Origin of the sequence: Veillonella sp. 20925_1_51 (assembly GCF_041431445.1) — a bacterium.
Classification (GTDB): Bacteria; Bacillota; Negativicutes; order Veillonellales; family Veillonellaceae; genus Veillonella; species Veillonella nakazawae.
The window spans coordinates 1-12879 of sequence record NZ_JAPVXT010000003.1 but is presented as its reverse complement, the minus strand read 5'-3'; the positions used below and the strand labels follow the sequence as shown (position 1 = coordinate 12879).

The window sequence follows — 12879 nt, the reverse complement described above, 5'->3', positions numbered from 1 at the left end:
AATAGTCTTTATATCAGTTAAGGTCAAACTTACGCTTAAATTTTGCTTGTGCTTAAATTTTGCTTGTGCTTAACTTTTGCTTATCCTTAAATTTTACCTTGCTCTTTCATTTCTGCTAAGAGCTTTACGATGCGAGGGCCACAGCCTTTACCACCACAAGCACCTGTACCAGCGCGAGTTGCTTCTTTTACCTCAGGAAATGTATGAGCACCATTCAAAATGGCTTCTTTAATCGTTTTACGTGTAATGCTACGGCATGTACACACCTTTGTAAGCTTGTCCAGAATCGCCTCTGGCACTTGATTTTCTTCAAAATCCATATATATTCCTCTTCTATTCACTTGAATATCTATATACTGTATCAATTTAATATATCGATTTAGTTTAGTGGATTAGTTTACTATATCAATAGTATCTAACCATACACTGTAACATTAATATATCGAAAATTTACGATTTCTATACACAGTATATCATATATTAGAAACTATATCGATAGTTTTTAATATAAATATAATCATAATTTTGTTCATACTTATAACACAAAAAAGCCTCTACCATAGATTTATCACCTATACGGTAGAGGCTTTCACCAAATATATTTATAAAATCGTCCCAATGATTGCAAAGTAAATTTTGAAAATTGTTTGTTGCAATGGACGGATTACCATAGAAATAATCGGTGTATTAATAAGGATGATAAAGAAAATCAAGTTAATCATCCCTAATTGGTAATATTTAATTTGCCATTCTGTCGGTAGCCACGGCAAAATGATATTAAAACCAGGTAATGGTGGGAATGGAATTAAGCAGAAAATGGAAAGGCCGATGCTATACAAAATAATGTATTGCATAACCATTGGTAAACCCGGAGACTGCATAAGATTCAAATTACCCAAAAGTACGTATATGAAAGTAAATACGAACCCTGTAATCAGGCCTGCTATAGGACCTGCAAAAGCAAGTAGGCTCATATCACGGCGTGGGTCTTTAAAGTAAGATGGATTAATAGCCATCCCTTTAGGCCAGCCAAATCCAACTAGAATGATACAGATAGTACCTATTAAATCAAGGTGTGCCAAAGGAGATAATGTGAGGCGCCCCGCCATCCGAGGTGTTGGATCGCCAAACCAGGTAGCTACTTTGGCCTCTGCATATCCAAAGACAGAAAAAACGATGATAATAGCAGGAATACTAGCTAATATCTGTATCGGATTTAAATCAAACATAAAACTCCTTTATATGTTATCTAACATGTTTATGAACTATATATCATATATAGATTACATAACACGTTGATGTATTACATAAATTCTTATTGTTTAGCTTCCCATGCGGTGTAGCCGTCTTGAATGCAGCGAAGGGCATTCAAGGTGCGTGGATAGCCGATGTACGGCACGCATTGAGATGCGATGTTAATCAAATATTGCTTACTGTTGCCTACGTTTAAGTTGCCTTCTACGTGAGCCTCAAGTTGAGGTTCACAGCCACCTTGAGCCGCCAAGAAACAGAAGGTAATCATTTCACGATGGGTCACACTTAAACCTTTACGAGTGTAGTAGTCACCAAACATATTCGCAAGCCACTTATTGATGTGACGTGTCTCTTCAGGACCTTCTTGGTAAGAATTACGGATAGACTCACCAAAGATTTCAACCTGTTTCTCTACACCCTTTTCAAGGCGAGATTCACTAGTGATTGTACTACGAGACGGATCTACAACAGTTTCCCCGCGATAGTCAAAAATCTTATTTGTGACCTTAAAGAATGGACGCACACGACCGATGCCAAGATATGGCACAGCTTGATAAAGGAGCTCTATTACTTCATCGGGAATCAAGCCAAAATTAAGTGCTGCTGGTAGCATCAACGCATATTCATCGACAGCAGATACACCCACTAATGTGGCAAGGATGGCTAAGAAACGATCCTTTGCAGGCACATTGCGACCCTCTTCGGTAATAACTTCATCAAATGCAAAATTATCAAACAATACTTCAAACTCAGGGTCGATATAACCTGCAGGGGCTGCAATATCAGGGAACATGCGCTCCGTATAGGCTTGAGCAAATTCAGATTTAGACATAGGAAACCTCCATAAACAACACTGGTGAAAGCCCAAAGGAGCTTTCACCAGCAATAGTTATGTAATTATTACGGCTTGCGCCATCAAATTATAAAGCTGGGAAAGAGAAATCAGTGCCGTATACTTCTTTCCAAGCAGCCAAGAACATATTGTATTCATTAGAACCAGGAGTGATTTGGTACGCTTGACCATCTGGAGAGAAACGATATACAGTATGCAAGCTTGGATGAACAATATATTTGAACAATGTAGCTTCGCCATATTGATTGTTATGCATATTCACTACATTGATGCCGAATACATAGTTACGGCTACTATCGATACCACTGAATTGGGATGCTTTATCAAAGAAGTATGTTTCAGAACCATTTGCACTGTTTGGAACCTCTGGATAGTTAGCTAAACCATTCCAGTTTGCTGCATTAGCAACACCACCAACTAATAATGTACCGGCTAATACAAATGCACCTAATAAATTTTTATTCATAATGCTCTCCTTTTTGCCTTTACGGCATCTCACGACAGGTCATGCTCTCACATGACCTCAGCATAATATGTTATATGTATAGTATATCACATTTTATGAAAATATTAGATATATTAAATTACAGAATGTATGCATATGAGATCTTACTAGAGTACGCTACATTAGCGCTTAAGCTTCTCTGCTGTTCTAGCATTAGCGTTATCGATTGCTTCTAACAATTTGTTAAGCAACATACGCATTTGACGTGTTTCTTCAACGTCAAAAATCGGGCCTGCAGCTTCAGACAAGCGACGTGGTATATGAACTGCTTCATCACGTAATGCTTTACCTGTATCAGTAAGGGTTACCATTACTACCCGTTCATCTTGGCGGCTGCGTTTACGCTTTAAGAATGCTTTTGCTTCTAATTTCTTTAAAAGTGGTGTTAATGTACCAGAATCAAGGCGCAATACTTGGCCTAGTTCTTTAACGGACAAATCACCATATTGCCACAATGCCATCATTACGATGTATTGAGTATATGTCAAATTCAACGGATCTAAGTGACTGCGATATGCATTAACAATTTCCTTCGCCACTACATAAAGTGGGAAGCTCAATTGGTTTTCTAATTTCATGTACTCTGCATCAGGTACGTCTTCTTTATGTTTGTAACCTTCGAGTACGCCAATTTCTCCCATATTCTACCTCCATATGCACACAATAATCTACAAATTAATTGTACACAATTCTACAGCAAGCAGTCAACGTAAAAAACCTACTTTGTTCAGATATTTTTAAATTTGTCAATTAATTAATATATTTTTTCTTTTTTATTAAGAAAATGAGCGCATCTATAAAATTTATGGGCAGAAATCACACCATAAAACTGTGAACCTATTAATAAATTTTTTTATATTAGAATTCAATACCACATGCGGACATGGCTTCTTCAAGACGTTTAGCATGATCCAATTCTTCTGGAATAGAATGTTCAATTAATTCAGCAATTTTATGAGCACCCTCTTCATTTTACTTAATATGATTTCTTTCTAGATTTATGTCATATAGTATAATAAAAGAAATTCTATATAAACCTGATTGATAATAGGAGGACTATATGAACACCTTAGAATGTATCAAAACACGTCATAGTACGCGTAAATTTAAAGCTGATCAATTATCTCGAGAACTTATCGATCAAGTCCTCGATGCTGGCCGCCGTGCCCCATCGGGTGGTAATACACAATTGACACATTTTATGGTCATTACAAACCAGGATGTGCTCAAAGAGCTAGTAACACTCGTTCAAGAGGAATACGGCAAAATGCCGATTACAGAAAATACATTACCTTACATGGTAAACATCATTAAAATGTCCGCTGAAGGCAAGTTTGTATTTAACTATGGTGCACCGGCGCTCATCGTACTAGCAAGCCAAGCGAGCTATGCAAACAACTTTGCCGATGTATCTTGTGCAATGCAAAACATGATGCTCGCTTGCAATGAACTCGATCTTGGCAGCTGCTGGGTAAATCAAATCCGTCACCTTCAAGACAACGAACGCATCCAAGCTAAAATGCGTGGACTAGGCCTTAAAGAAGGTGAAAAAGTCTATGCTAGCCTTGTTATTGGCTATCCAGACTTACCAAACGGTCTTAACCGCCGCGAAATCGAAGCAAAAGGCTATCCTGTAACATATATTGATTAATTGAGACTATAAAATCAATTTTATCTTAGTATGCGTGCTATAGTATGTAATATACTATGAATACGGTAGCATCTTATCGACTAGTAAAATCAATATATTTACGTACAGTATATAAATATATTCACAATTAATATACAACACAAAAGCGCTATCTATCCCACAACTCTAATTGAGTGTCTATCGGAATAGATAGCGCTATTTTATTGACACCATTCATGTATTTTGGTGCTAGTTCGCTCTAATAAATAGTAGATATTTTAATGACCTATAATCTATGCGCTAATCCCATAATGGTGCACTAAAATAACTATTTATCATAATTAAAAATAAAATATAGTCGACTTTTGGTCATACATGGTATGATTACAATGGCATTTTGTAGAAAGGATGTGTGATGATGTCGATTTTCTCTCCAGCTCCTCATATTGATCGATTACCAGAGGGGCAAATCGATTCCACCTACAAACGTCTTCGCAAAGAAGTCTTTGCAGGTACTTTTATTGGTTATGCTACATTCTATTTGATCCGCCAAAACTTTAGTTTGGCTGTTCCGTACATGATTGCTGAGTACGGCTACACTAAAGCGGATCTTGGTATTGTCATGACCCTCTTATCCGTAGCGTACGGCGTAAGTAAATTTGTCATGGGTAATGCGTCTGACCGCTCTAACCCAAAATACTTCTCCACAGTAGGTCTATTGCTCAGTGCTTTAGTTATGTTATTATTCGGCACCTTACCTGGTGTTTTAAGCAGTATTCCTATCATGTGCGTGCTCGCCTTCTTAAATGGTTGGTTCCAAGGTATGGGCTATCCTCCATATGCGAAAAATATGGTAACTTGGTTCTCCCGTTCTGAACGCGGTGCTTGGTGGTCTTGGTGGAACGTATCCCACAATCTTGGTGGCGGTATTATCGCACCTCTCGCTACGTTAGGTATCTATCTATTTGGTACATGGCATAGTATTTTCTTCTTCCCTGCTCTTATTTCTATCGTATTAGCTGTGGTTACATTCTTCTTGTTGAAAGATACACCTCAATCTTGTGGCTTGCCACCTATCGAGGAATATAAACACGAAACAGTAGCAACTGAAGTAAAAGATGAAAACAAAACTACTTTCAAAGAAATCTTCTACAAATATATTTTGCATAACAAATACTTATGGTATCTTGCAATTGCAAATATCTTTGTATACTTCATCCGTTATGGCGTAGTAAGCTGGGCTCCTACCTATTTGACTGCTGTAAAAGGCTTTACAAAAGAAGGTTCCCGTTGGGCTTACTTCTTATACGAATGGGCTGGTATTCCAGGCATGCTCGTAAGCGGCTATTTGAGTGACCGCGTATTCCGCGGCCGTCGTGCTCCAGCTACCATCTGCTTCATGCTATTCGTTATCTTAGCAATCCTTGTTTACTGGTTCAACCCAGCAGGCAATATCCTTATCGATAACTTAGCACTTATCGCTATTGGCTTCCTCATCTACGGTCCAGTTATGATGATCGGCCTTCAAGCAGCAGACATGGTACCACGTGTAGCAACAGGTGGTGCTACTGGTCTTACAGGCCTTCTTGGTTACCTCATCGGTTCCGCTGGTGCTGGTGCCTTCATGGGTCTCATGGTTGACCTTTATGGTTGGGATGGCGGCTTCGTAGCCCTCGTTGGTGCATGTATCCTCGCTATCGTATTCCTACTTCTCACACTTGGTGACAAATCCCAAGCAAAAGAATAATCTACAACTAATAGTTGTATGAACCTAAAAACTCCCCTAGTAACACATCATTACTAGGGGATTTTATTATGTCTTAAAATATATACTGTACTAAATTCTATGCTACACACAAAGAACCATTTAAAACTTTCAAATTATACACGAGACCAAGTCGTGCCAAACCGTGCAATGCAACAGCCGTAACAGGATCTATAAGACCAAGTACGCCCACGCAGATGATCGCTACGTGGAATACAATAGACACGATAAGTAGACCTAAATGAGACTGCTTTGTTCCTTTTGAAAGCTCCGATACAGGAGATGCGTCATCCACAAGGGATCCCATCATAAGTGCCACTAAGATAAGCTCCAAGGAACATGGGCATAGTACCAATAACAAGGTTACAGTATGTTTGAAATCCTGTGTCAATGCAAAGGAACCCATAGACAATAACAACACGGCCACAACAATAACCGATGAGTAGTTGTTGATACCTTGACGCAATGCCACCAGTTGAGATGGCATCATAGGAAGCATATCATCATCTACAGTATAATGTGACTCACCCGTAATAAGCTGCTCCAAGAAGAAACCAGCCTGTACGATGAGCCCCACATAGGCCGCCGTATGATAATCGCCAATGGAAATAAGCGCCACCATGGCCACTACAATGAGAAAATTAGCATGGATCTCTAAACGCTCCCAAATACTTTGAACACTATTAATAAGTAGTGGTAAACCACAAACTAGAACCGTTACCCACGCTAAATCTATAACAGGATTTAATGACTCTGTAATCACATCCAAAAGAATAAAAACAACGCCTAATGCTAAAATAGCACCTTGCGTGAATAACGACACCTGCGCCGATAAAGACTGTAAAAACTTCATATAGACCTCTCTATACACTAGAACCGGCCTCACTTGCTCCGGAAACACAACACAAAAACAATACTAATTCAAAACTTTTTATACCTTAAGCAATTTGAAACTCTCTGTGCCTAAAGTAATTTAAAACACTTTGTACCTAAAGTAATTTAAAACGCTTTGTACCTAAGGTAATTTAAATTTTATGTACCCATAGGGGTATATCTACAATGTAAATATTATACAAAACATACAAACTATATACAAATCAATTTTTTCGATAAATAATAAAGAACTGCATTTCCTATATAGAATAGGAAAAAAACGAATTCATAAAAATGACCTCTCCCTTTAAAGCTCTAGTTGAAGGCTCTTATTTCTTTATTATTTTTAGAAAAAACAGATCCCTAAAAACGACTTAACTCACTTTGGAAACTCTTCAATAGGCCCTAGTTGAAGATGCTAATTTCATATAAAAAGAAAAGCCCCTATCTCTAAAAATGACTTAGCTCGCTATGGAGGCTTTTAGAGATAGGGGCTTTGACCCAAGTTATGAAATTAGAGCTTCAACGCCTCAATCCATTCTGCTTCTTTAAAGCCCACCAGAACTTTGTCTTCAAGAACCAAGATAGGACGTTTTACAAGCATACCATTGGATGCTAATAAAGCTAGTTTTTCTTCTTCACTAAGGTTTGGCAATTTATCCTTCAATTGTTGTTCACGATAAATCATACCGGAAGTATTAAAGAATGCTTTCAAATCTTTACCAGATTGTGGATACCAAGCTGCGATTTCTTCTACTGTAGGGTTTTCAGATTTAATATCACGATCTGTGTATTTAATATTATGATCATCTAAGAATTTCTTTGCTTTTTTGCATGTTGTGCATTTAGGATATTCAACGAATAACATAGCGTCTCCTTATAGTAATACATAATGTTATAACGATTTATTTATAGATTAAGTGTACCAAATATATCGAAAATTATCAATCAGCAGTACATTGATTTGTAATACATCTTATATTCTTCAAATCAGCTTGAAGCCTCTCTGTATCCTCTGCTTCAAGCAAATCTAAATCCATTTGCAATCTTAAGAAAAACCCTTTAGACATACCAAAATATTTACACAATCTTAAATCTGTATCTGCCGTAATTTTTCGTTTATCTTGAAGAATTTCTTGTATTCGTGATACAGGAACCATAATATCCTTCGCAACACGGTATGCACTTAGCCCCAATGGTTGCATAAATTCTTCACGTAGAACCTCACTCATTTTAGGTACTGGGATTAGTTCCTTCATACTTTTATCTCCTTAATGATAAGTATCCACGATAAAAAATGCGTTCTGTTTCTTTATCCTTAAATCCGATAATCATAGAATCTCTCCTTTGATTATACCTGTTAAACAGGTATAATTCAATAATATCTACCTGAATAACAGTCATATAGGAAATTAAAATTATTCTGCTATTAGTTTTGGTAAAAGATTTCTAGGTAATACCAGTCAAATCCTACTTTGGCAGTGACTCTATTGGTCACCTATTTCGGAACGTAAGGATCTATATCTATCAACTTAATTGGATTGAGGGATGTCATTAACTTGATTGAGTGGAGAAATATCATAAGTTATTTTATTACAAAATAATTTCAGAAAATAAAAAGACCTATATCCTCCACCTCATGTACAAGGTACATATCAAAGGTTTAGAGAATATAGGTTTCTTATAATGCTATTTATAGTATGATTTACAGCAAAAATGTAAGCCCCATAGCCACAAAGATGGCTGGCAATAGGTTTGCAATACGGATTTTACCAGGCCAGATGAGGTCAATACCGACACAGAAGATTAGAATAGATCCCACGTAGGACAGGTTATCGATAGCACTCGGCGTCATTAGAGGTGCCGCGATGTGTGCCATAGCTGTAATAATCCATTGGGTAATCCCTACAGGAATAAAGGAGAACAACGCGCCCTTGCCCATAGAAGATACCATTACCATAACGATGATGCCGTCGAGGATACCTTTCAACAATAGCGTTTGATAGTTACCCGTCAAGCCGTCTTGAATAGATCCTAGTACGCCCATGGCGCCCACGGTAAACGTAAGAGATGCTGTAATAAAAGCGTGCGTAAACTGTGGATCACCAGTGTTACCAGTTTTTGCTTTCACCCAGTCACCAAAAACAGTAATCCAACGGTTAAGGTCGATAAGCTCACCAATTACAGCGCCTGCCACCATGCTAATAATCATGAGCATAGGCCCCGTCGTTTGCAGCGTGCCGTTTACGATGACTAGCATATACTGCATAGCACCGCTCATCCCGAGGAGGAGAACAATAATACCGCTCACCATCATGAGCGTCTGTTTCAAATTTTCTTTCATAAACCGGCCGAATGCGAGACCGCACAAGCTGCCGGCTATGATAAGGCCAATGTTAATGGCCGTGCCCAAACCAATCATATATTTCCCTTTCTTAATTGTGAAAGTAATACTTTATTTCATCATCAGTATATCAACTATATCGAAACAAATCAATCTGCTATAGCATACAACCAATCTATGCCGTTATATGGCCCTAGATAAAAACATATAGCAAAAAGACCCTATCCAGTAAAGGATAAGGTCTTTATGTTGTGTTTATAGCTTTGAGAGAGAAGTATATGAGAGACCCGCTTTGGAGAGAGAGAATATATGTGTTTGTATATAAAGCGGGCCGACATATGATGGAACGCTATCTTTCCATCGACTATAGTGTACACCTTAAAGTATGGTTTAACACAAGTACAATTTTGTAACATCAATCATGTATAAAAACTATTGTTAACTAACGATTATACAAATACGTTACAACATATAGGTAAAAGAATGCGAATTATTAGAAAAAGGCAAAAATAATAAGCTAACTATCAAACATTCAGATTTATATTAATACTCAACATTTAAAACTATATTAATCCTCAGCGTCTACAGGCAATTGAACAATATCTGCTAGCTTATTAATCTCGCTAAAACAAGGACAGTCATTACCGTGATCGTTGATGAGACCACTAGCTTGCAGGTGGGAATAGATGGTAACGGGGCCTACAAACTTAAACCCGCGCTTCTTCAGATCCTTACTAATCCGCGTAGACAGACCATTCTTTGCTGGAACATGCCCATCAGGATGGCTTTCATAAATAATAGTTTTATTGTCTGTGAAAGCCCAGATATAGTTGCAAAACGAACCAAATTCATCTTGAATACCTTTAAAAGCAGAAGCATTATTGATGATAGCTTCAATTTTAGGGCGAGACTTGAGCATACCCTCGGTCTGCAAGATTCGCTCTACGTCGCTTTCACCATAACTAGCAACCGTATCAATATCAAAATGATCAAAGCAGCCTCGGATAATGTCTCGTTTATTCAAAATCGTAAGCCAGCTGAGACCACATTGGAGACTTTCAAGACAGAGATGTTCAAACTGCAACCGATCATCATGAATAGGCCGCCCCCACTCATGATCGTGGTAGGCCTGATACAAAGGCGTAGTAGGCCACTCGCAAGTCGCCATCATACACCTCCATGTGCCCACACGAGGACATCATACATGAGAGCCACTACGAGGCCCATCACGAGATGACCGCCTACGTAGAGCGGGATTAACAAATAGATGAATAACAATAAGGAATGTAAGGTTCTGCGTAACCATACAATCGGCGTAGATGTACCGCCGCCAACCTTGCCATCAAGCCAATTGTGAACGATGTAGATAGGCGTACCTAAACGATGAATCCAATTAGGAAGTCGCTTACCAGGATTTAAGCTAGGGCAATATAAAATGACCAATGGTAACGCCACCGCATCAAGAATGAGCAGCATCGTTAAGGTCAAGGAGAACAAATCTATTTCGCCTTCCCACGTCACTGGATGTGCTATAAAGCGGAGGGCCCACAAATAGGCTTTATATACGATATACGGTTCTAATAGCCATAATAAGGGCTTCACTACACTCATGGGACTACCTATACCAAACACAAAATAATAAAAACTACGCATCTGCGTAGTTGTTTTTTATATACAACGTTCTGATCGCATCGATTTAACTATAAGAACTACGGATATTTTAGGCCCAAAGGTGAGTCTAAAAACATCAATTCACACTCAAAATTTTTAGTCCTTTCATACATCGATTTCTATACTATTATTATATCAGATTTTGGCCTTTTTGTGGGGTTAAAATTCACATAATTTTGCTAAAATATACAATTTATAGTAGTTATCAACAATAGAACCCACTATATAAGCTATCCATCACTATCGACTCATATATACTAATTTTTCATCAAAATTATGACTTATTTTGATAAATTCCTTAGAAAAATTCGGCATACAAAGTAACATAAAAGCCAAAATAAAGAACTAAGAATCTGTATCAATACTATGTGGCATTTTATGCCCATACCCTATGTTATTATAAATACAGGTAGTAAATACCGTCTCACTTTCTTTTGATAAACAATGCAAAAAGGGCAGCTTCTTAGGGCTGCCTTTTTTGTATTCCACATACAACTTAAAAATATAGTCATTTAGTTATATAATTATACTTAACAACTTAGCCTATGGATTACACAAGATCAATAGATATGAGAGTATAAACGGGAGATACTACCATGACCAAACTACCAATATTAGCAGGTGTTTTCATGATAAGCACTATCTTATCACCAGTAGGCGCCATCAATGTTAATATTCCTGGCGCAGATTCGAAAATTCCAAAGGATGCCTACATAAATTACAAAACCACGAATCCTGATATTGAAAAGGATGTAGCAAACTATGTGGAAACACTAAAAGCAACGGACAAGGCTAAAGGTATTAGCAAAAGCGAAATGGAGTATGCTAAAGCTGCCTCTATCTATCGAGGTCAACATTACCATAATACGGTCATTTCCGTTCATGACAAATACAACCAAATCCGGCTTTCATTCCCCGTAGCGGGCATAAAAAGTGATTATAATATAGGGCGTTACAAAAATCCGAGTCGAACCATTGAGGACTATCGAGTGTTTACCGATAATGGAAGTCTCAATTTAGAAATTGACTATGCTGATTACAAAGACTATGACTGGCGTAACACAAAAATAGCTTATGATAAACTAACCGATAAAGACGTTCGTGATTTCTTTAAAGGTATGGCAAAACGCAAGCCAGCAAAACACATTTCGGATATAAAGGGTGCTGTATTTTCATATCCTACTGTTACCTATAGCACTTGGGATAGCATGAAGATGCCGCACCTTGAAAACGGTAAAAAAACAACGCTCACTATCGACACGATCAATTTTAAATTTAAGGGCTATAACATGCGTCATCCCTTATATCACGCAGGGTTTGTCTATTATGATAACAACCCCGTTCTGAACAAAGTTCCTACAGATAAATTATTGGCTAATTATGTGCTTCCTTCTGTGCAAAACCTAAATGAATTAAATCAATATTCACGCATAGAAAACTTAAATGGTATACAATACCGCGTACCAAAAGACGCCATATACGAAGGTCAAAGTAAGGGCTCCGACCACCAAGATATTAGACACTACAAAAAAGGGAACATAATATTCTTTGTTTCTACTGACAATGTTCCTAAGAACCCATATGCGCATGAACTTGTTGTAAATGGTCATTACGATTTTAAAACGGAGTTAAATACGTCCTGGGATATTTACTATTCCTACCCAACATCAGATTATATTAATTATGCCGTTATATGGAATAATAATATTCCTGGGCTATCCACACACATCTATAAACCCCATAAAGATGATCACATCCTAACCTTTTACTCCTATGATGGAACCTATAGTTTTATCTATACCATCTTTTATCCAAGTTTTTTAAATACTGAGGAAGTTCAAAAATTACGGAATATGATTGAGTTTTTTGAGTCTACCAATAATCCTAACTTCAAACTGAAAGCGCATGTTCTATTTCCAGATACAGAGGGGAGCCATGCCCATTAAAACATCGTTCAAAATCAACCTAATAGTATCAAACGTGT

At 37.7% G+C, this 12879-nt stretch carries 14 protein-coding genes; 3 read left to right on the top strand and 11 right to left on the bottom strand.

Annotated elements, in window-relative coordinates; translation table 11 throughout:
* Nucleotides 1-86: 86 nt before the first annotated feature.
* The 5 genes from O3607_RS03980 to O3607_RS03960 form a co-directional block, all read right to left on the bottom strand.
* A complete protein-coding gene (locus O3607_RS03980; protein WP_024047871.1) occupies nucleotides 87-320 on the bottom strand; it encodes a (2Fe-2S)-binding protein in 234 nt (77 codons plus the stop codon).
* 282 nt (nucleotides 321-602) lie between these two features.
* Nucleotides 603-1229, bottom strand: a complete 627-nt coding sequence (locus tag O3607_RS03975) for a site-2 protease family protein (RefSeq protein ID WP_024047872.1) — start codon at nucleotides 1227-1229, stop codon at nucleotides 603-605.
* An 86-nt stretch (nucleotides 1230-1315) separates the two neighbouring features.
* Nucleotides 1316-2086 (bottom strand): carboxymuconolactone decarboxylase family protein, encoded by a 771-nt coding sequence (locus tag O3607_RS03970; RefSeq protein ID WP_257846791.1) that lies wholly within the window; start codon nucleotides 2084-2086, stop codon nucleotides 1316-1318.
* An 88-nt stretch (nucleotides 2087-2174) separates the two neighbouring features.
* Nucleotides 2175-2573, bottom strand: coding sequence for a hypothetical protein (locus O3607_RS03965; protein ID WP_105089942.1), 399 nt, complete (start codon nucleotides 2571-2573; stop codon nucleotides 2175-2177).
* A gap of 161 nt (nucleotides 2574-2734) precedes the next feature.
* Nucleotides 2735-3253, bottom strand: a complete 519-nt coding sequence (locus tag O3607_RS03960; protein WP_371443358.1) for a MarR family winged helix-turn-helix transcriptional regulator — start codon at nucleotides 3251-3253, stop codon at nucleotides 2735-2737.
* Nucleotides 3254-3672: 419 nt separating this feature from the next.
* Between O3607_RS03960 and O3607_RS03955 the strand changes: the two genes are divergently transcribed.
* A complete protein-coding gene (locus O3607_RS03955) occupies nucleotides 3673-4263 on the top strand; it encodes a nitroreductase family protein (RefSeq protein WP_371443357.1) in 591 nt (196 codons plus the stop codon).
* 397 nt (nucleotides 4264-4660) lie between these two features.
* Nucleotides 4661-5989 (top strand): phosphoglycerate transporter protein PgtP, encoded by a 1329-nt coding sequence (gene pgtP / locus O3607_RS03950; RefSeq protein WP_155087066.1) that lies wholly within the window; start codon nucleotides 4661-4663, stop codon nucleotides 5987-5989.
* Between the two features lie 97 nt (nucleotides 5990-6086).
* On the opposite strand, the gene O3607_RS03945 is transcribed toward pgtP, so the two are convergent.
* The 6 genes from O3607_RS03945 to O3607_RS03920 all read right to left on the bottom strand — a co-directional run bounded on the left by O3607_RS03945 (nucleotide 6087) and on the right by O3607_RS03920 (nucleotide 10835).
* Complete coding sequence (locus tag O3607_RS03945; protein ID WP_371443356.1) at nucleotides 6087-6860, bottom strand: hypothetical protein; 774 nt, start codon at nucleotides 6858-6860, stop codon at nucleotides 6087-6089.
* Nucleotides 6861-7394: 534 nt separating this feature from the next.
* Nucleotides 7395-7748 carry a Spx/MgsR family RNA polymerase-binding regulatory protein gene (locus O3607_RS03940; RefSeq protein ID WP_024064214.1) on the bottom strand — a complete coding sequence of 118 codons (354 nt, stop codon included), beginning with the start codon at nucleotides 7746-7748 and terminating at the stop codon, nucleotides 7395-7397.
* A 76-nt stretch (nucleotides 7749-7824) separates the two neighbouring features.
* Entirely contained in the window at nucleotides 7825-8139 is a 315-nt protein-coding gene (locus tag O3607_RS03935; protein WP_322350614.1) for a HigA family addiction module antitoxin, read from the bottom strand.
* 446 nt (nucleotides 8140-8585) lie between these two features.
* Complete coding sequence (locus tag O3607_RS03930) at nucleotides 8586-9302, bottom strand: DUF554 domain-containing protein (RefSeq protein ID WP_105086081.1); 717 nt, start codon at nucleotides 9300-9302, stop codon at nucleotides 8586-8588.
* A 490-nt stretch (nucleotides 9303-9792) separates the two neighbouring features.
* A complete protein-coding gene (locus O3607_RS03925; protein WP_287511932.1) occupies nucleotides 9793-10395 on the bottom strand; it encodes a DNA-3-methyladenine glycosylase I in 603 nt (200 codons plus the stop codon).
* Nucleotides 10392-10835, bottom strand: a complete 444-nt coding sequence (locus O3607_RS03920) for a hypothetical protein (RefSeq protein WP_060925103.1) — start codon at nucleotides 10833-10835, stop codon at nucleotides 10392-10394. The genes O3607_RS03925 and O3607_RS03920 overlap by 4 nt, the downstream gene beginning before the upstream one ends.
* Nucleotides 10836-11491: 656 nt before the next feature.
* On the opposite strand from O3607_RS03920, the gene O3607_RS03915 reads away from it, so the two are divergent.
* Nucleotides 11492-12841: a hypothetical protein gene (locus tag O3607_RS03915; RefSeq protein ID WP_371443355.1), complete on the top strand. Its 1350-nt coding sequence runs from the start codon at nucleotides 11492-11494 to the stop codon at nucleotides 12839-12841.
* Nucleotides 12842-12879: the final 38 nt, after the last annotated feature.